Origin of the sequence: Moraxella sp. CTOTU46711 (assembly GCF_031975715.1) — a bacterium.
In the GTDB taxonomy this organism is placed as follows: domain Bacteria; phylum Pseudomonadota; class Gammaproteobacteria; order Pseudomonadales; family Moraxellaceae; genus Faucicola.
The window spans coordinates 17,389-36,978 of record NZ_DALYMP010000008.1 but is presented as its reverse complement, the minus strand read 5'-3'; the positions used below and the strand labels follow the sequence as shown (position 1 = coordinate 36,978).

Below are 19,590 nucleotides of genomic sequence, written 5' to 3'. Positions count from 1 at the left end.
GTATTGTGGCAATTTTTTGCCAAATTTTTGTTGTCATCACTATAGCAAAAAAGCATACCACAACAATGCTGGTGTCAACAAAATGAAAAATTAACAAAAATCATGGATTTAATGCTCATCTTTAGTAAGGTGAGATAATTGCTTATAAAACGCAAAAACAGCTACAATAACCCCATCGCAAATTCTATTTTTACACTTATTTTATTCTTAAAATTAAGGGCATTCATGCAAATTTCAAAATTATCCCCAATAATCGCCGTGCTGACGGTGATGTTGGCAACCAATGTGCTGACAGGATGTGGGCAAAAAGGGGCATTGTACCTACCTACCAACCATAGCCAACAAGTAGTTGATGCTGCCGCCAAACCGACCAGCACCACTGCCAATGCCTCTGATACCCAAGTCGATGTCAACACCCAAGATCCCAACGTTATGATCGACAATAACGCAACCCAAGCGCCGCATTCAGCGCCTCACTCAGCGACTACGCCATCGGTGCCATCGGTTGGAGGTAAAAATGATTACTGATGATGCAGCCGCAAGTTTAGCGATCATCCCGACCGAACACGTCAAGTCAAGCAACTGTCTGAGTTATGATGACAATGGCTTGATGATGGATGGCGTCAGTCTTGCAGATATTGCAAAGACCTTCGGCACACCGACCTATGTGTATAGTCAGCAGGCGATTTTGGCAGCCTATAAAGCTTATGATGATAGTTTTGCTGAGATTGAGCATCAGATTTGTTATGCGGTAAAAGCCAATAGTAACCTTGCTGTATTAAACGAGCTTGCCAAAGCAGGGGCAGGGTTTGATATTGTCACAGGTGGCGAGCTTGCGCGGGTTTTGGCTGCAGGTGGCGACCCCAAAAAAATCGTATTTTCAGGACTTGGCAAAACCGCTGAAGATATCCGCAGTGCCCTTGAAGTAGGGATTGCTTGCTTTAATGTCGAATCAGAAGCTGAGCTGTACCGCATCAATGCAGTGGCAGGCAAACTACAGCAGCAAGCGCCAATTTCGCTACGCGTCAACCCCAATGTCGACGCGCAAACCCATCCATATATCTCCACAGGGCTCAAAGAAAATAAATTCGGCATCACTCATGAAGATGCGCCGCGTATCTACCAAATTGCCCATGACCTACCGCACCTAAAAGTCGTCGGTATTGATTGCCATATTGGCTCGCAGTTGACCCAAGTTCAGCCCTTTATGGATGCATTGGATAAAGTCATTGAGATGATTCACGCACTTGCCAAGCAAGGTATTGCGCTTGAGCATATTGATTTGGGCGGTGGCTTGGGTGTGCAGTATATTGACGAAGACGTTGCAAGTATTGAAGAATTTGCGCAGTTACTCTTACCAAAACTGAAAACTTTAGGTTTAACACTGTATCTAGAGCCAGGCCGTAGTATCGTTGCCAATGCAGGTGTATTATTGACCCGCGTGGATATTTTAAAACCTACCGAACACAAAAATTTTGCCATTGTCGATGCCGCGATGAATGATTTGATTCGTCCGGCACTTTATCAGTCAGAGATGGCAGTCATTCCCACACAGTTGAACTCACCGGTTGAACCCAAAGTATGGGATATGGTCGGGGCGATTTGTGAAACGGGCGATTTTTTGGCAAAAAACCGTGTGTTAGCGTTGGCTGACAATGATATTCTAGCCATCACAGGTGCAGGGGCGTATGGGTTTGTCATGTCGAGTAATTATAATAGCCGCCCACGTGCTTGTGAAATTTTAGTCAAAGATGGTCACGCCCATGTCATTCGCGAGCGTGAAACGGTTGAGAGCCTTTGGCAAAACGAAAAATTGGTAGATTAAATCTAAACTGTAAGGTTTGCTGGCAACGCTAAGCCTTATTGATTCCTCTGAGCCCAAAACCTTAGCAACCGAGCCCAAATTTGCTTGACTTGCTAAGGTTTTTTTGTTCCCCAATTACCTTATAAAAAATCAGCTATCATGATAAGATAGCGTGCATAAATCAAAATAATTTTAAGGAATAACAATGTTAATTGAATTTACCAAAATGCATGGACTGGGGAATGACTTTATGGTCATTGACCTAGTCACACAGCGACTTCACTTGACCAAAGAGTTGGTAGCGTTGTTAGGGGATAGACACTTAGGGATTGGCTTTGACCAGTTGCTGATTGTTGAGCCGCCAAGCCGCCCTGATGTCGATTTTCGCTATCGTATTTTTAACAAAGATGGCAGTGAAGTGCAGCAATGTGGCAATGGCGCTAGATGTTTTGCCCGTTTTGTGCAAGCGCGTAAGTTGTCATTTAAACAGCGTATTCGGGTAGAAACCGCCAGCGGTATTATCACCCTTAGCACCGATGATTATGGCTGGGTAAAAGTGGATATGGGCAAACCAAAATTTGAGCCCGATGAGATTCCTTTTACCCCCAAAACCATTACTAAAGTTCAAAACTCATATCGGCTCAATGTTGATGGTACGCCTGTGACACTCTATGTGGCAAATATGGGCAATCCCCATGCCGTCATCAAAGTGGATGATGTATTGACAGCAGAGGTGGAAAAACTCGGTAAAGCGATTGAGAGCCACCCTGCATTTCCTGAGCGCGTCAATGTTGGTTTTATGCAGGTGATGAATAATCGCCATATCAGGCTACGCGTCTATGAGCGCGGCGTCGGCGAAACGCAAGCTTGTGGTACGGGCGCGTGTGCTGCCGTTGCCACAGGGGTGCGTGAAGGCTGGCTAGATGAAGGCGTGGATATTCGAGCACAGTTGTATGGCGGCAGTTTAGTGATTCGTTGGCAACAAGGCTATCCTGTGTATATGACGGGTCCTGCGACCTTTGTGTACGAAGGGGTGTTTAGTCCTGAGGGTTTGATGGCAGGTGCGGGGCTGAAATTTGCGCCGGCACAATCAAGTGAGGAACATCGCTCAGACGAGGGACATCCTTACCATGAATAGCCCCCAACCTCGCTAACCGACACTATGCCAACTAGCCGTATACCGAGCGAAGGGAAAAATCAGCGCAACCGTGTAGGCAAATCAGCAATCGATGATTTGCCCACCCACTTAATGCCACATGAGGCAGAAACTGTGCTCAATACAGATGACCAAGCTTTGGTAGATCGCTGGCTTGCTGAGCTAAGCAGTAAGCGTTATAGCGCAGCGACCATCAAAAGCTACCGCCAAGCGCTACAGCCTTTTTTGGCGTATTGCTACCAACAGCATACCGAGCTTTATCACATCACCCGTCAGCAATTATCAGACTTCCTAATTCAACGATTAGATGTCGATAAAATATCCAAAGCCAGTAGTCAATATGAACTAACCGTGTTGCGTCAACTTTATAAATGGTTGATTGCTCAGCAGCTGATGACACTAAATCCCACCACAACCATACGTCTTAAACGCGCCCCGAGACCCTTGCCTACGCTACTTGATATCGATTTATTATCCCAGTTATTAGACCAAGCTGCGCCAGAAGATAGCCAAGAAGCACGGTTATGGATGCGCGATAAAGCCATGCTAGAATTACTGTATGGCAGTGGTTTACGGGTCGGCGAGCTCGTGGGACTTAATATGTCTGACATCGACAAATCACAGCGGCTGTTACGAGTACTCGGTAAAGGCGGAAAAACGCGCATCGTACCGATTGGCGAAAAAGCCTGGCAAGCACTCATCAACTATTTGCCGCATCGCTCGCTGTGGGTGGAAGAGCAAGACCCTGCGGTATTTGTCAGTGAGCGTTATGGGACGCGTATCTCAACGCGCACCGTGCAGCTACGTATCAAGCTACAGGCTAAACGTGCCGGTATCGCACAAGATTTATACCCGCATTTGCTAAGGCACTGTTTTGCGTCACATATTTTAAGTGATAGTGGTGATTTGCGTGGTGTTCAAGAATTGCTAGGACACAGTGATATCAGTACCACACAGATTTATACCCATTTGGATTTTGGGCATTTATCGCAAGTGTATGACAAAGCGCATCCACGCTCACGAAGATAATGGGAGAGGTTAAGCAGCAACTTAAGCATGAAAAAAATATTAAGCTTAAGCCTAGCCACATCAGCCTTAGCCATCTTAAGCATTTACCGCGCGGGTCAAATGCTCAGAAGTACGGCGAAGATTAAGGCTCAAGATAATCGCTAAGCCACGCAGCATCTCAACACCGATACGAGGATAATCTGATAACAGTCGCTCAAAATCAGCGCGGGACAAGGTGACAAGCGCACACAGGCTGGCGGCTTTAATGGTGGCGGAGCGAGTTAATAAATCTAACAGTGCCATTTCACCGGTACTTTCGCCCGCCCGAATCTCGCCAACTTTAATTTCTGCCCCTGAAGGGCTGTATTTAATGACTGATAGCTCGCCAATCAGCAAAAACGCCATAAAATCGCCATGCTCGCCTTCCGTAAATAACACTTCTTGCGGACTCAACTGTTTAAAGTGCAATGAGTTTTCGACCACTTGAAACATATAAGGATCAAGACGGCTAAAAATTGGGCTATTCTTTAAATATTCAAAAAGTGGATTATCCATTTTTCGCTTAAAGGTCGTTAGGTATTATTTGTTATGATAGTCAATTTTTGACATTCGAGCAATGCAATATTCTGCCGAGTTATTTGCTGCGCATCCGCATCAAAGTCGGCAAAAATCACGGTCGGCGCTTGCTGTAATAGGGTTGTTTTATTAGTATTTTGGTCAGCATTTTTGTCAAGCTCTAGGCGACTATCTGACTTAGGCAGCCAACTTGCCGCTTTGGCAGATAAAGGTAAATGCGCTAAATTGTTAGTGATATCAAAATCTCGGTTTGCTGCATCGTTTGCTGCGTCGATTGTTTGGGTCAAAACGTTCTCACCATCACTGCTGATAAATTCGCTATGCCCCCAAGTGCTGCGAACGTTGCTAGGCGCTGAGGGATTGACCACATGGTCACCCGTCTGACCTGCGCCAATAACCATGCACTGACTATCGAGCGCTCTTGCGGTGAGTAGCGCATGCCAATGTGCCTTACCTGTTTGGTAGGTAAACGCCGAAGGCGCGGTCAATATATCTGCGCCTAGTTCGCGTAGTTTGACCGCAAGGGTGGGGAAACGAATATCAAAACATACCATCATGCCGACTTTGCCAAACTCAGTATCCGCCACAATGAGCTCATTACCGGCTTCGAAGGTTCTACCTTCATCATAATTGCCTGTGCTATCATTGACGGTGGCTTTAAACAAATGAATTTTGTCATAGCGCGCTAAGCAGTCGCCTGCAGGATCAAATAATAGTGAGCTTTGCCGAAGTTTGCCGTCAGCCACAGGCGTACCATCAGGTCGATACGGGCAGGGCAAGGTTCCTGCCAGCAGATACACACCGTAGTGGCGGGCAGCCTGTGCCGACCAAGCTTTTAAGGCATCAAAATATTGACTGGCAAAACCCTGTTTGCCAAAACAAAAAGCGTTTTCTGGCAAAATCACCATGCGGGTGCCGCGTTCACTGGCAATTTTAATACCTAATTCAATAGATTGAAGATTTGCTAACATATCGGTCTGGCTATTGAGTTCAACAATCGCAAATTTTGTCAGTTTTGTCATGGTGTGATTTCGTAAGCAAAAAATTTAGGGAAATTTGTGGGTGCTGCAGCTAAGTAAAGCTAAGCACAGTTAAGTAAAGCGAATCTAAGTGCAGATAATTAATATACGGCTGAATGTCAAAAAATACTAGCATATCTTGTTGAAACAATACTAAACTAGCAACCTAGCAGAGCATGGACACACCATCTAAACTAACCTCATTAGAGTAAGGCTTAAAAAAACGCGTTATGAAAATTGGTATTGGGGCAAAGCTAACGACGGGGATGACACTTACCCCACAAATGCAGCAGGCAATTCGCTTGCTGCAATTATCGAGTCTTGAGCTTGAACAAGAAGTGCAGCTTAAACTCGATAGCAACCCTCTGCTTGAGCGTGAAGAAGATTGGGAGACGTCTTATGACGACGCCGATAACCTACCCGATGGCGAAAACTATCCAGAACACGATACAGATAAAGACTATGACTATGACGATGATGACTATCAAGTAGAAGGTGTTGAGTTGTCTGAAGCTGATTTTGATGACTATACCCGTCATGAAACTGAGGTGTTAAAAGATTATCTAGCGTCGGATGACTTTTATGCTGCTTCTGCTAGCCAAGATTATCCGCAACACAGTGAACCCTCAGCAGTGCATGAGTATGCAAGTGATAGTTACAGTGACAGTCATGCAGACAGCGATTATCGCTATGATGAGGAATTTGGCTTAGACGGCATTGATAGTAGCGAGCATCTTACCAGCCAGCAAATCGACATGCCGGTGGATGCACAGTGGGATGATATTTATAGCTATGAATCTGCGGCAACCGCGGGCATGGATAACGAAGACAGTCAGGATGATTATAAGCTTGCCACGCAAGGAAACATTCAAGATTATGTCCGTTGGCAACTGAATTTAAGACGGCTATCCACCATTGATATGCTGATGGCGGAGTATCTGATTGATAGCATGGACGAGCGCGGTTTTATCACATTATCGAATGATGAGCTATTTCAAAGTTTTGATACCATGTTGTCATTTTATCAAGTTGAAAACGTGGACTTGGCGCTAGAAGACATTGAGCTTGTGGTTAAGCAAATACAAAACTGCGAGCCACTGGGCGTTGGTGCGCGAAATTTGGCAGAATGCTTGCTGATTCAGCTCAATAAATTACCGAGTGATACCCCCTCTTGGCAAGCAGCCAAGCAAATTTTGATGCACTCAGAATTTTTTGCCAACAATAACATCAATGCACTGCTTAAATCATCCAATCTTGATGTCTCTGAGATTCAGCCTGCGCTTGCCTTATTGCGCACATTAAACCCCAATCCTGCACTGTCTTATGAAAAATCACAGCGCCAGCTTGATAATGGCATTGAAAGCTACGACATTCCTGATGTCATTGTGGTGCAGCGTGGACAGCATTGGGAAGTCAGCCTAAACCCAGAAACCTTGCCAAAACTGCGTATTAACCAAGTGTATGCCAAGCTTGTCAGCCGCAATGACAACAGCGAGCAAGGCGTTTATCTAAAAGAGCAGCTGTATGATGCGCGGCTGTTTATCCGTAGTATCGAAGAGCGTAATCAAAATCTACTAAAAGTTGCAACCTGTATCGTCAAACGTCAGCAGGCTTTTTTTGAGCAAGGCGTCATGGCAATGCAGCCGATGGTACTTAAAGATGTGGCAGATGAAGTGGGCTTGCATGAGTCAACCGTTTCTCGTATCACTACCAGCAAAACCATTGTTACCCCCAAAGGGCTATTTAGCCTAAAGTATTTCTTTTCAAGTCAAGTCAGTAGTGATGAGGGGGAAGGCGTTTCTTCAACCGCTATCAGCGCGATGATCAAGCAAATGATTGAGGCAGAAGACCCCAAAAAACCGCTATCTGATAGTAGTATTATGAAGAACCTGCAAGATAAAGGCATTGATATTGCCCGTCGTACCGTGACCAAATACCGAGAAGGTATGAATATCGGTTCTTCTACGCAGCGTAAAGTGCGTTTTTGACCGCAATGTTGTGATTTGATGGTCAGTCAAAATCTTTTCTAGCTGAATTCTCAAATTTAACTAAGCCATCAAATATAACTAAATTTTCAAATATAACTCAGCTTTCAAATTTAACTCAACTCTCGAACTGTTAACAAATCTCTTGGTATTTTGCTAAACAGCAATGGTTGATGGCATGCTCACCTTTTTGCATAATGGATTCATAAGGGATAAACCTTACACGCAGTAACATGGCTCTTTTAGCAACTTATCTTGGTACACAGGTATGCTTGAAAACTATAATTTGATTTTACTTTTTTTAGGGTTGGCGTTTTTAATCGGGGCATTCTTTCCTGTGCTACCGCGCAAGCTTTCGATATCCCTGCCTATGATACAAATTACCTTTGGCGCACTGCTAGGGTATTTTTTTATGGGGCTGCCTAGAATTAATCCGCTTAATTATGGCGTTCCTATCGAGAAAGTTACAGAAGTGGTGGTGCTGATTTCGTTGGTCGGTTGTGGTATCAAACTTGATAGTCCGCTCAATTGGAAAACTTGGCAACCGACCTTAAGGCTATTGGTGATTGTGATGCCAGTCGGTATCGCCGCGATGGCATTGATGGGGCATTATATTTTTGGACTCAGTATGGCGGCGGCTATTTTGCTCGGTGCGGTGCTAGCACCAACCGACCCTGTGCTAGCGGCAAGCATTCAAGTAGGTCCACCCAACTCCGAACGACAGGAAGATGTGACCCGATTTACCCTTACTTCAGAGGCGGGTCTCAATGATGGACTGGCATTTCCGTTCGTGTATTTAGCGATAGCGATTGCTACCGCTGCGTCTCTCAATCAGGGTTTTGGTGCAGAAGATTGGCTGCATTGGTTGGGCTATGATGTGTTATGGCGAATCATCGCAGGGGTGGCTGCGGGTTACTGTGTCGGTAAATTTTTGGCAAACTGGCTATTTACCAAGGCATATCCCGATAAAGTCGAGCAAAGTTATATGGTATTAGCCTTGATGTTACTGGCTTATAGCATCACAGAGTTCGTGCATGGTTATGGTTTTATTGCCGTATTTGTCGCCGCATTAACCCTTCGGCGCTCAGAATGTGAACATGAATATCATGACGGCTTGCATGATTTTGCTGAGCAAATTGAAGGTTTGCTGATGTCGCTCGTGATGGTATTTTTAGGACTATTGGTAGGTCAAGCGTTAGCGAGTGATGTTACCCCTAGCTGGCAAGTGTATGTGGTATGCTTGGCGTTTATATTTTTGATACGTCCCATCGTGGGTTATTTTAGTCTAGGTAAATTGGGGATGAGTCGCAATGAACGCTGGGTAACGGCAGGGCTTGGCATTCGTGGGATTGGTACATTGTATTATATTGCCTATGCGATGAATAAAGGCGTATTTACCAGTGATGAAGCGCTAAAAATTTGGGTGATTTGTGTGGTAATGATTGCAATGTCGGTGTTTTTACATGGGCTAACCGCCAACCGTTTATTAGCCATGACTAAAAATTAGTGCAACGCAAAAATAAAAAAGCGGGTAAGTTACCCGCTTTTTTTACGCTGATATGATTAGCCACCACCCACCGCTTGCACCACTTCAATATTCATACCATCTTGTAAGTTGACATCTGCCAATTGGCTTTTTGGAATCAATTCACCGTTAATTTCAACAGCAAAACGACCTTGGGTTTGCCCCATTTCATCCAATAGTTGTAAGAGATTTTGATGTAACGTTTGTTTGACGTCACCATTTAGAGTCACTTGTGGCATTATTTCGCTTCCTGTTTTGTTACGCTTCCTGTCATGGTTAAATATAGTTAAACTGATGAAGTGTGCTTAGCAACACTGATAGCAAGCCAAATCCATGCAATAATAAACAGCGTGCCGCCAATCGGAGTAATCGCCCCTAACCAGCGTGGCATCCCCAACGCCATCAAATATAGTGAACCTGTAAAAAACACAATACCCAGTTGCATCACCCACGCGATAGTAGGGGATGTGAGGTTTATACGCAATAACATACCAACAATCAACAACCCAAGCGCGTGATAAAAAAAGTATTGCGTACCCGTCTGCCACCAAGCCATTTGCTCGGTTGACAAACGCGGTTTAAGCCCATGTGCGGCAAATGCCCCACAGGCGACCGCCACTGCCATATTTATCGCGCCAATGCTTATCCAGTTCATGACAGTTAATCCAACTGCAAATGGGTGTTGGCTAACATGGCTTCTTTGATTTTATCCATGGCATTTTTTTCAATTTGGCGTACCCGTTCCGCTGAAATATTATACTCCGCCGCCAACTCGTGCAAGGTCGCTTTTTGCTCATTGAGCCAGCGCTGCTGTACGATATCCCGCGAACGATCATCTAAGTCTTCCATCGCTTCCATCAAGGCTGAATTGTTATTTTCTTCCCAATCAGCATCTTCTACCATATCGGCTGGATCAGCCGCATCTTCTAAAAAATACTGCGGTGCATAGCGACCTTCGTCTTCATCATCACTTTGTGCTTCAAACGATGCATCATACGAAGTCAAACGACTTTCCATCTCTAGCACTTGTTTTACGGTAACATTTAAGTCTTTGGCAATCGCTTCGGCTTCTTCGAGCGTTAACTGGTTATTGGTTTTTTTCAGTGAGCGTAAGTTAAAAAACAGCTTGCGGTGCGCTTTGGTGGTCGCGACTTTGACGATACGCCAGTTGCGAATCACAAACTCATGGATTTCAGCTTTGATCCAGTGCACGGCAAAAGACACCAAACGCACGCCTTTGTTTGGGTCAAAACGTTTTACTGCTTTCATCAAGCCGACATTGCCTTCTTGAATCAAGTCGCCTTGTGGTAAACCATAACCAGAGTAACTGCGCGCAATGTGAATCACAAATCGCAGATGCGACATAACCAGCAGCCGTGCTGCTTCTACATCTCCTTCGTCGGTATAGCGATGCGCTAGCTCCTGTTCTTGCTCTGCTGTCAAAATTGGAATTTGATGAACCGCATTGATATACGCGCCTAAATTCACCCCAGGGGCAGATAACGCAGTCGGCATGGTAGGAACAAGGGCATTGGTCATGGCTTTCTTTTGACGGGATCGCGATACAGTTTTTCGTGGTTTTTCAGCAAACTCATCGTCATAGTCGTCATCAGCCTCGTCCACCAACTCATCATAGTCATCATAACTATCAGGGAGCTGTGCAAGGTCAATATCGTCGTCGCCTAAGCTATCAAAGTCTGGCTCGTCAAATTCATCGAGTTCGTCATCGTCGATGTCATCAAATGCAGCGTGTGGATCGTCATTGAGCTTATCGTCAAGCTTGGTCGATTTTTTTGCGTTGGCAGTCTTTTTTATTGTCGTTGTTTTGGTCTTTGTAGCCATGAAATAGCCTGTCAATTGTCCTTTAATTTCTGTTATTTAGTATGCCTTAAAGCCAGCTTTTTTGTAAGAGGCGTTTAGCAACTTTTGGTTATGATCGAGTGAAAGATTGTGTCTGTTATATTTTCAGACGGTGTGATTGATGTGTGCTGTACCAGTGTATATCCGGCATGCTGACAAAAAGCTGCGATGTCACGCTTGCTATTGGGATCGGTTGCAGTCACATACACTGCATTACCCAACGCGGTTTTTTTTAGTGCCATTTTCAATTTAAGCAGCGGCATCGGGCAGGCGAGTCCTTTACCATCCACATAATGCTCAATTTGAGCATCGATGTGGAGGTCATTATGTTCGCCTGAGCGAAACAATCCCCAATCTTGGCAAAAGGCGTCATCCGATAGTAAGGCAGGATTTAGCGTAATCTGAGAAGAATCCGTCATGGTAATAAAATTGCTAGTTGAAAATTCAAAGTGTGTTAGATGGTTATTATAGGATAAATTACAAGTGTAGACGATTGAGATAAATCAAAGTTAGCATTATATTTTTGAAAATTTAACCTTTATCCTGCACTCAGTAGCGGGTAGATTGTAGCAAGATATCATTACAAAATTTGGCTTTTTAAAGCTGCTGAAATTTGTATATTGAGCAGTATTATTTAGCATTTACATTTTTTTAAACACCATTTTTTTAAACATCATTCTAAGCTAATTCGCTGTCAAAGGTCGCGCATGCCCATCAATCCACTTGCTGGTTATTTATCTGCTAGTTATTTATTAAGAAAAACGTCCGTAGTGGCTATATTAAGTACCTTATCAACGGGCGTGCTTGCTGTCGATAACTTTTCCTATCAAAGTGCGCCTGCTTTTAATCCAGTCATGATTGCAAGTGCTGAGGCTACCAAGGTGAATAGCCAATTAGCCTCTATGGACAATGGGCAAGCGCTCATCGATACCGAGCAAAATCGTCAAGTCGGTGAGTGGGCACTTCGACAAATCAACGGCAATGCAGCGCTGATAAAAGACCCTTGGTTGCAGCAATCGCTTGAACAAATTGTGTGGCAAATCAATGCAGTAGCAGGTCTCAACGCGCCCATGGGGCTGGTGATTATCAATGACAAGCAAATCAATGCTTTTGCGGTACCGTCTGGGCTTATCGGCATCAATGTCGGTTTGTTGGATAAAGCCAAAAGTCTGGATGAAATAGTGAGCGTCGTCGCGCATGAGATTGCTCATGTCAGCCAGCGCCATTACCAACATCGCAATGATGAAAAGACCAAACAGCTACTGATGCAGGCAGGCGGTCTTTTGGCGGGCGTCGCAGCATCCAAAGTCGGAGATGGTGATGCCGCTGCCGCTGTCATGCTAGGCTCTCAGGCGATGTCTGCCAACGCTGCTGCTTCCTATAGCCGCGGTCAAGAGCGAGAAGCCGACCGTATTGGCATGCAAATCATGAACCAAGCGGGCTATGATGTCAATGCCATGCCCAGTTTCTTTGCCACCCTAGACCAACAAAACCCTGTCAAAAGTAACACCTTAATTCCCAGTTTTATTTTAAGCCATCCGCTCACCGCAGATAGAATCAGTGAAGCAAGGGCACGAGTCGCAACTTATAAGCGTGATAGCCAAGCCAATATGGCGTCAAACCGTTATCAATCTATTCAACAGCAGCGCGCGCAACTGTTTGAACAAATCCAGTGGCGTGCTCGCTACTATGGCTATCTAGTCAACAAAGCCGATTTGGAACAAGGGGCAAAAACGAGTGAAGGTGCCAAGCTTGCGCTGATTAATTATTATATCGATAACGGACAACCCAAAGCGGCACAAAATTTAATGCAGGATTTTGACAAGGACATCAACACGCTCGCCAATCCGTTGGCAGTCGTGACATTTAGCCAGTTAGCTGCGCAGCAAGGCAATGTTGATGTGGCAATCGCTAAATTGCAGCAACTCGCTTCTGTGTATCCTGAGCGCACAGACGTGCCACGCTATCTGAGTGATATTTATTTAAAATATCGACCTACTGCAGAGAGTGGTCAAAAAGTGTTAGCGCTGCTTCAACCCTTATCCAAGCAAAATCCCCGTGATGTCATGGTGTGGGATCGATTGCAACAAGCCAGTCAACTACTCGCAAAACATCGTAGCGGTGATGAGCAACTGATTCATCACATCAATACGTTACGCTATCGCGCGTATGGCGAGTTATGGCGCAATGAGCTAAAAGACGCGGTGACATCACTCACCCAAGCCAAATCGTTAGCAAAGCAGCTACCTAGTAACCAATCTTTGCTGGCACTGCTGAACCAGCAAATCAACCAAGTGCAAGACGCCAATCAGTTTAAACCCTCTTAACCATTAGAGGGCTAACGTAGGTTCATTATCTGTTGGCTCATCCTGCTCGGGTAGCGCCAACCAATTGCCAAGTTTCAATGACAGTTCTTCGAGCCCAATTCTATCTTGGGCGGAAAATAATTGAATACTAAACGGCAATTTTAATTTATTAAGCTGATTGCGGGTTTGCTGTAAGGTATTTTTGGCAGCACCATATTTGAGTTTATCGGCTTTGGTTAATAGCACATGAACCTCAAGCTCACCATCTTTTGCCCAGTGTAGCATTTGCTCATCAAAGAATTTTAGTGGATGGCGAATGTCTGTGAGCAGCACTAAACCGGCGAGACTTTTACGCGAAATTAGGTATTTTTCAAGCTCTGACTGCCATTCTTTTTTCATCGCCTCGGGCACGGCCGCATAGCCATACCCTGGCAAATCCACCAAACGCTGATCCAAATTGCCCATATTAAAAAAGTTAATCATTTGGGTGCGACCGGGAGTTTTGGAGGAACGGGCTAACTGGCGCTGCTGGGTCAATGCATTAATGCAAGAGGACTTACCAGCATTTGAGCGGCCAGCAAAAGCAACTTCGCGACCCGTATCGGCAGGACACAGTTTAAAGGTAGGGGCAGACAGCATAAATTGGGTTTGATGCAACCAGCGTTTTGCTGCGTCACTATCGTCAGTAATCGCAGTTGGCGCAAGGGTGTTAGTAGAATCCATCATCAGCACATAATCTTAATGTTAAAGCGCTATTGTATCAGCAAATACCCATAACCCAAAATTTTGAGCACTTGCTACCGCTGTTTTTGTGAGATATTTTTTGTAGTGAAAACCGCTTGCCAACCTGCAAATGACTTTTACATGATTATCGAGTTATGGCATAATAATCAGCCATATCAATTATTCGATTATGGTTTTAATCATCACCATCACTGTAATCGACAAAACCCTCGGTGTCTCAAAGTCATTTAGCTAACTTAAATGTCGTATTAGCCATATGATTAGCGTTCATTAGTAGGGTAGCCTACAAATTTTGCAGACAAGCACATGGTTGTCTTGCTATAATATTGTAACTTAGTAGATACATTCACCAGTGTTAAAGCAATAAATATGTATGATGATAACTGGGTGTTGCTTTGATATTGTAAGTAATGCCTTTGTCGCTAGCTCATTGTGAGTCATAACCAACACGCTTTAGTAGGAATTGTTACCGATGAAAAAAATACTCACTGCCGCAAGCCTTTTAATTGCCAGCGTAAGCGGTTCTGCAGCTGTTACCGTACCAAAATATGACATTGCCAAAGGTAAGGTTATTGCTGAATCAGTTTGTGGTGCTTGTCATGGCGTCAATGGCGTTAGTACTGTTCCTGCACAGCCTAACCTTGGCGGACAAAACGTTAAGTATCTCTATAAACAGCTAACCGAATTCAAATCAGGCGCGCGTGTCAATCCTATCATGTCAGCGCAAGTGGCGAAATTAAATAACCAAGACATGGCGAATGTGGCAGGTTATTTTGCAAGCCAACCACGTTGGGGGGTAGGTTATGCCAATCCTGCTCACGCAGCAACGGCGCAAAAATTGTATTACGGTGGCAATAGCACGCGCGGTGTGATTCCTTGTGCCGGCTGTCACGGCGGTAAAGCCAATGGTAACGATTTAGCCGCTTTCCCACGTATTGGGGGTCAGCATTCAGCTTATATCGCAACCCAATTAAAACTGTTCCGTGCGGCAGGTCGTGAAGACGATGTAACCGACCCATCACAAACGCGTATGAATGATGCAGCTAAAAAAGGCGATAAAGGCATGATGCAAATCGTGGCATCAAAATTATCAGATAATGATATCAAAGTATTGTCTGACTATATCAGCGGTCTACACTAGTATTTAGCGGTATGTTATTTAGCCAAGCTTAGCGCTTGGCTTTTTTATTGTCTAAAATGACCTAAAAGAATCGTGAATTTTAGTGGTAAATTAAATTTTTGGCAAAAGGCCAGGTATAAAAAACAGGTATAAAAAAAGAGCCACCGGAGTGACTCTTTTGTATGCTTATTAACGATTAGTCGTTAACTTTAGCAACAACACCCGCACCTACAGTACGGCCACCTTCACGGATTGCAAAGCGTAAGCCTTGGTCCATTGCGATTGGGTGGATTAGCTCTACGTTCATTTCAACGTTATCGCCAGGCATTACCATCTCTGTACCTTCTGGTAATTGGATTGCGCCAGTTACGTCAGTAGTACGGAAGTAGAATTGTGGACGGTAACCATTTAGGAATGGAGTGTGACGACCACCTTCTTCTTTTGATAGTACGTATACTTCTGCGTCAAATTTGGTGTGTGGTTTGATTGAACCTGGTTTAGCCAATACTTGACCACGTTGTACGTCTTCACGTTTGGTACCACGTAGTAGTACACCACAGTTCTCGCCTGCACGACCTTCGTCTAGCAGTTTACGGAACATTTCAACGCCAGTACAGGTGGTTTTTGCGGTTGGTTTGATACCAACGATTTCAATTTCTTCACCAACTTTGATGACGCCTGATTCTACACGGCCTGTTACTACGGTACCACGACCAGAGATTGAGAATACGTCTTCAATTGGCATCAAGAATGGTTTGTCAATCGCACGTTCTGGTTCTGGGATGTAGCTGTCTAGGGTGTCAAGTAGTTCTAGTACGGCTGGTTCACCGTATTTGCCTTCGCCGCCGTTTAGGGCTTCTAGGGCAGAACCTTTGATGATTGGGGTGTCATCGCCAGGGAAGTCGTAGCTTGATAGTAGTTCACGTACTTCCATTTCGACAAGTTCTAGTAGTTCTTCGTCATCAACCATGTCACATTTGTTCATGAATACCATGATGTATGGTACACCTACTTGGCGTGATAGTAGGATGTGTTCACGGGTTTGTGGCATTGGGCCGTCAGTGGCTGATACAACTAGGATAGCGCCGTCCATCTGTGCTGCACCGGTGATCATGTTTTTAACATAGTCAGCATGGCCAGGACAGTCTACGTGTGCGTAGTGACGTGCTTGGGTGTCATATTCAATGTGTGAGGTGTTGATGGTGATACCACGGGCTTTTTCTTCAGGGGCTGAGTCAATTGACGCGTAGTCTTTGGCTTCACCACCGTTGTGTTTTGCTGCTACAGTCGCAATCGCAGCTGTTAGGGTTGTTTTACCATGGTCAACGTGTCCAATGGTGCCTACGTTAACGTGTGGTTTAGTACGTTCAAACTTGGCCTTTGCCATAATTTAATCCTCTTTTGTTAATATTAACCCAATGTCTTAGGTCATTTACTCTATTATCAACGCTTATAGGTTATGAAAATTTGACCCATTAAATTTAACAGGTCAAATTAGCTAACTTATAATTTTAACAGTGTCGAATAGGATTGAAGAATTTGAGTGGGTTTAACCATCAAATTGCCAATCAAACTTATTCTTCATCACCTTTATGAGTGAATTTTTTGATGATTTCATCAGCAACGTTACGTGGTGTCTCAGCGTATTTTGCAAACTCCATTGAGTAGGTTGCACGACCTTGAGACATTGAACGTAATTGGGTTGCATAACCAAACATCTCGGCTAGTGGTACTTCAGCACGGATCTGTTTAACGCCGCCAAACATATCATCCATACCTTGAACCATACCACGGCGACGGTTTAAGTCACCCATGATATCACCCATGTAGTCTTCTGGTGTTTCAACTTCTACTTTCATGACTGGCTCAAGTAGAACAGGGTTTGCATTCATAAAGCCTTTACGGAATGCCATAGAACCTGCCATTTTGAACGACAACTCATCTGAGTCAACGTCATGGTATGAACCATCATACAATGTTGCTTTAATACCAACGACTGGGTAACCTGCAAGAACACCATTTTTCATACGTTCTTGAATACCTTTGTCTACCGCACCAAAGTACTCTTTTGGTACCACACCACCAACCACTTCTTCAGCAAATTCATATTCTTTGCCGTCAGCCGTATCAAGTGGCTCAAGACGTAACCATACATGGCCGAATTTACCACGACCACCAGTTTGGCGTACGAATTTACCTTCTTGTTCAACGGTGTTACGAATCGTTTCACGATAAGCTACTTGTGGTGCACCCACGTTGGCTTCAACGCTAAACTCACGTTTCATACGGTCAACAAGAATTTCTAAGTGCAGCTCACCCATACCGCTGATGATAGTCTGACCAGATTCTTCATCGGTGTGAACACGGAATGAAGGGTCTTCTTTTGCCAAACGGTTAAGCGCGATTGACATTTTTTCTTGGTCAGCTTTAGTTTTTGGTTCAACTGCCAATGAAATAACAGGATCTGGGAATTCCATGCGCTCAAGCGTAATGATATTGTTTTCATCACATAGCGTATCACCCGTTGTTACATCTTTTAGACCCACAAATGCAACGATGTCACCTGCGCGAACTTCATCCACTTCTTTTTGTGAGTTAGCGTGCATCTCAACAATACGACCAATACGCTCACGTTTCATTTTCACTGGGTTATAAACAGAGTCACCTTGTTTAGCAACACCTGAATAAACACGTACGAAAGTTAAGTTACCTACGTATTTGTCATTCATGATTTTGAACGCAAGACCAGCAAATGGTGCATCATCCGATGATTCACGAGTCGCTTCAGTCTCGGCTTTGTCATCTAACACACCTTTGATGGCGTCAACGTCATTTGGTGCTGGTAAGAATTCGATAACCGCGTCAAGCATACGTTGTACGCCTTTGTTTTTAAACGCCGTACCGCAAAGCATTGGTTGAATTTCGCCCGCTAAGGTACGTGCACGTAAACCTGCTACAATATCTTCACGTGATAAATCACCTTCTTCTAAGTATTTCTCCATCAACTCTTCTGAAGATTCAGCGGCTGCCTCAACCATGTTGTTACGCCATTCATTGACGGTATCCACCAAGTTAGCAGGAATTTCGGCATATTCAAATTTCATACCTTGAGAAGCGACATCCCAAATGATGGCTTTCATCTCTAGAAGGTCAACAACCCCTTCAAAGGTATCTTCTGCACCGATTGGCACAACTACAGGTACTGGGTTACCACCAAGACGTTGTTTTACTTGGTCAACAACGCGGAAGAAGTTTGCCCCTGTGCGATCCATTTTATTCACGAACGCAAGACGTGGTACTTTATATTTGTTTGCTTGACGCCATACTGTTTCTGACTGAGGCTGTACACCACCAACCGCACAGTAAACCATACATGCACCGTCAAGTACACGCATTGAACGTTCTACTTCAATGGTGAAGTCAACGTGACCGGGGGTGTCAATAATGTTAATGCGATGCTCTGGGAATTGATGACCCATACCAGACCAGAAACAAGTTGTTGCCGCTGAGGTAATAGTAATCCCACGCTCTTGCTCTTGTTCCATCCAGTCCATGGTTGCAGCACCTTCATGCACTTCACCTAGCTTATGGTTTTTACCTGTATAAAACAAAATACGTTCAGTTGTTGTCGTTTTACCCGCATCAATATGTGCAGAGATACCGATATTACGGTAGCGATTTAAGGGTGTTGTACGTGCCATAGTTAATTCCTAAGGACTAAAGATTAAAATTATTCCATTACCAATAAACAGTTATGTCTTAAAATGAATAATAATTAGTTTTAACGTTTGATTGAAAGATCGACAACCAACTAGATAAAAGAAAGCCTTACTCTTGACATAAGTGCTGTATGATAAGAGCTTGCCATGACAAACGCATGACAAGCTTCTTTTTCAATATGAAATATTGGGCTAAATTTGCAAACTTCAAGTCACCCAATATCATCTATCTTATTATAAGCTAATTGCTACCTAGGTGATAGCAATCAGTATCAATTAGAAACGATAGTGTGAGAACGCTTTGTTTGCATCAGCCATACGGTGAACTTCATCACGTTTTTTCAGTGCATTACCTTTGCCATCAGCTGCATCTAGCAATTCACCTGCTAAACGTAAAGCCATAGATTTTTCAGAACGTTTTGCAGCCGCATCAACTAACCAACGCATTGCTAATGCAGTACGACGGGAGGGACGTACTTCCATAGGAACTTGGTAGGTAGCACCACCCACACGGCGAGCTTTTACTTCCACCATTGGGCGAACTCTTTCTAACGTATCTTCAAAAAACTGGACAGGATCGATGCCCGAGTTTTTTTCTAAAACACGGTCTAATGCACCGTATACGATTGATTCTGCAACTGATTTTTTACCGTCAACCATCACATGGTTGATGAATTTAGCAAGTGTTTTGCTACCAAATTTAGGATCTGGTAGGATTTCACGGGCAGCGATGACACGACGTCTAGGCATGATAATTTCCTTGTGTAT

At 44.2% G+C, this 19,590-nt stretch carries 18 protein-coding genes; 8 read left to right on the top strand and 10 right to left on the bottom strand.

The window, feature by feature from the left end; all coding sequences use genetic code 11:
• Positions 1 to 225: 225 nt before the first annotated feature.
• The 4 genes from lptM (at position 226) to RTJ53_RS09935 (ending at position 3,989) form a co-directional block, all read left to right on the top strand.
• Entirely contained in the window at positions 226 to 528 is a 303-nt protein-coding gene (gene lptM / locus RTJ53_RS09950) for an LPS translocon maturation chaperone LptM (protein ID WP_312276822.1), read from the top strand.
• Positions 529 to 610: 82 nt separating this feature from the next.
• Entirely contained in the window at positions 611 to 1,825 is a 1,215-nt protein-coding gene (gene lysA, locus RTJ53_RS09945) for a diaminopimelate decarboxylase (RefSeq protein ID WP_312276860.1), read from the top strand.
• 184 nt (positions 1,826 to 2,009) lie between these two features.
• Complete coding sequence (dapF, locus tag RTJ53_RS09940; RefSeq protein WP_312276821.1) at positions 2,010 to 2,942, top strand: diaminopimelate epimerase; 933 nt, start codon at positions 2,010 to 2,012, stop codon at positions 2,940 to 2,942.
• A 24-nt stretch (positions 2,943 to 2,966) separates the two neighbouring features.
• Positions 2,967 to 3,989 carry a tyrosine recombinase XerC gene (locus RTJ53_RS09935; RefSeq protein WP_312276820.1) on the top strand — a complete coding sequence of 341 codons (1,023 nt, stop codon included), beginning with the start codon at positions 2,967 to 2,969 and terminating at the stop codon, positions 3,987 to 3,989.
• Between the two features lie 75 nt (positions 3,990 to 4,064).
• Here RTJ53_RS09935 and RTJ53_RS09930 read toward each other — a convergent pair whose 3' ends face one another.
• Together RTJ53_RS09930 and RTJ53_RS09925 are read right to left on the bottom strand one after the other, a co-directional pair.
• A complete protein-coding gene (locus RTJ53_RS09930) occupies positions 4,065 to 4,523 on the bottom strand; it encodes a cyclic nucleotide-binding domain-containing protein (protein ID WP_036594464.1) in 459 nt (152 codons plus the stop codon).
• Positions 4,524 to 4,540: 17 nt separating this feature from the next.
• Positions 4,541 to 5,566 (bottom strand): nitrilase-related carbon-nitrogen hydrolase, encoded by a 1,026-nt coding sequence (locus RTJ53_RS09925; RefSeq protein ID WP_312276819.1) that lies wholly within the window; start codon positions 5,564 to 5,566, stop codon positions 4,541 to 4,543.
• A gap of 227 nt (positions 5,567 to 5,793) precedes the next feature.
• Between RTJ53_RS09925 and RTJ53_RS09920 the strand changes: the two genes are divergently transcribed.
• Both RTJ53_RS09920 and RTJ53_RS09915 read left to right on the top strand, forming a co-directional pair.
• Complete coding sequence (locus tag RTJ53_RS09920; protein ID WP_312276818.1) at positions 5,794 to 7,551, top strand: RNA polymerase factor sigma-54; 1,758 nt, start codon at positions 5,794 to 5,796, stop codon at positions 7,549 to 7,551.
• Positions 7,552 to 7,816: 265 nt separating this feature from the next.
• Positions 7,817 to 9,055: a cation:proton antiporter gene (locus RTJ53_RS09915; protein WP_312276817.1), complete on the top strand. Its 1,239-nt coding sequence runs from the start codon at positions 7,817 to 7,819 to the stop codon at positions 9,053 to 9,055.
• A 56-nt stretch (positions 9,056 to 9,111) separates the two neighbouring features.
• Here RTJ53_RS09915 and thiS read toward each other — a convergent pair whose 3' ends face one another.
• From thiS to RTJ53_RS09895, 4 genes are all read right to left on the bottom strand, one after another.
• On the bottom strand, positions 9,112 to 9,312 hold the full coding sequence (gene thiS / locus RTJ53_RS09910) for a sulfur carrier protein ThiS (RefSeq protein WP_312276816.1): 201 nt from the start codon (positions 9,310 to 9,312) through the stop codon (positions 9,112 to 9,114).
• Between the two features lie 47 nt (positions 9,313 to 9,359).
• Positions 9,360 to 9,728, bottom strand: coding sequence for a DUF423 domain-containing protein (locus tag RTJ53_RS09905; RefSeq protein ID WP_312276815.1), 369 nt, complete (start codon positions 9,726 to 9,728; stop codon positions 9,360 to 9,362).
• Positions 9,729 to 9,733: 5 nt separating this feature from the next.
• On the bottom strand, positions 9,734 to 10,915 hold the full coding sequence (rpoH, locus tag RTJ53_RS09900) for an RNA polymerase sigma factor RpoH (RefSeq protein ID WP_312276814.1): 1,182 nt from the start codon (positions 10,913 to 10,915) through the stop codon (positions 9,734 to 9,736).
• 74 nt (positions 10,916 to 10,989) lie between these two features.
• Positions 10,990 to 11,352 carry a sulfurtransferase TusA family protein gene (locus tag RTJ53_RS09895; RefSeq protein WP_312276813.1) on the bottom strand — a complete coding sequence of 121 codons (363 nt, stop codon included), beginning with the start codon at positions 11,350 to 11,352 and terminating at the stop codon, positions 10,990 to 10,992.
• 288 nt (positions 11,353 to 11,640) lie between these two features.
• Here RTJ53_RS09895 and RTJ53_RS09890 point away from each other — a divergent pair, with 288 nt between their 5' ends.
• Positions 11,641 to 13,260, top strand: coding sequence for a M48 family metalloprotease (locus RTJ53_RS09890; RefSeq protein WP_312276812.1), 1,620 nt, complete (start codon positions 11,641 to 11,643; stop codon positions 13,258 to 13,260).
• A 3-nt stretch (positions 13,261 to 13,263) separates the two neighbouring features.
• Here the strand turns inward: RTJ53_RS09890 and yihA are convergent, their stop codons facing one another.
• Positions 13,264 to 13,965: a ribosome biogenesis GTP-binding protein YihA/YsxC gene (gene yihA, locus RTJ53_RS09885; protein ID WP_312276811.1), complete on the bottom strand. Its 702-nt coding sequence runs from the start codon at positions 13,963 to 13,965 to the stop codon at positions 13,264 to 13,266.
• Between the two features lie 490 nt (positions 13,966 to 14,455).
• Here yihA and RTJ53_RS09880 point away from each other — a divergent pair, with 490 nt between their 5' ends.
• Positions 14,456 to 15,124 carry a c-type cytochrome gene (locus RTJ53_RS09880; protein WP_312276810.1) on the top strand — a complete coding sequence of 223 codons (669 nt, stop codon included), beginning with the start codon at positions 14,456 to 14,458 and terminating at the stop codon, positions 15,122 to 15,124.
• Between the two features lie 175 nt (positions 15,125 to 15,299).
• On the opposite strand, the gene tuf is transcribed toward RTJ53_RS09880, so the two are convergent.
• The 3 genes from tuf to rpsG form a co-directional block, all read right to left on the bottom strand.
• Positions 15,300 to 16,490 carry an elongation factor Tu gene (gene tuf, locus RTJ53_RS09875; protein WP_007117403.1) on the bottom strand — a complete coding sequence of 397 codons (1,191 nt, stop codon included), beginning with the start codon at positions 16,488 to 16,490 and terminating at the stop codon, positions 15,300 to 15,302.
• A gap of 187 nt (positions 16,491 to 16,677) precedes the next feature.
• The gene (gene fusA, locus RTJ53_RS09870) at positions 16,678 to 18,804 is read right to left on the bottom strand and encodes an elongation factor G (RefSeq protein ID WP_312276809.1); all 2,127 of its coding nucleotides are present in this window, start codon (positions 18,802 to 18,804) and stop codon (positions 16,678 to 16,680) included.
• A gap of 294 nt (positions 18,805 to 19,098) precedes the next feature.
• On the bottom strand, positions 19,099 to 19,572 hold the full coding sequence (gene rpsG, locus RTJ53_RS09865) for a 30S ribosomal protein S7 (RefSeq protein WP_050325821.1): 474 nt from the start codon (positions 19,570 to 19,572) through the stop codon (positions 19,099 to 19,101).
• Positions 19,573 to 19,590: the final 18 nt, after the last annotated feature.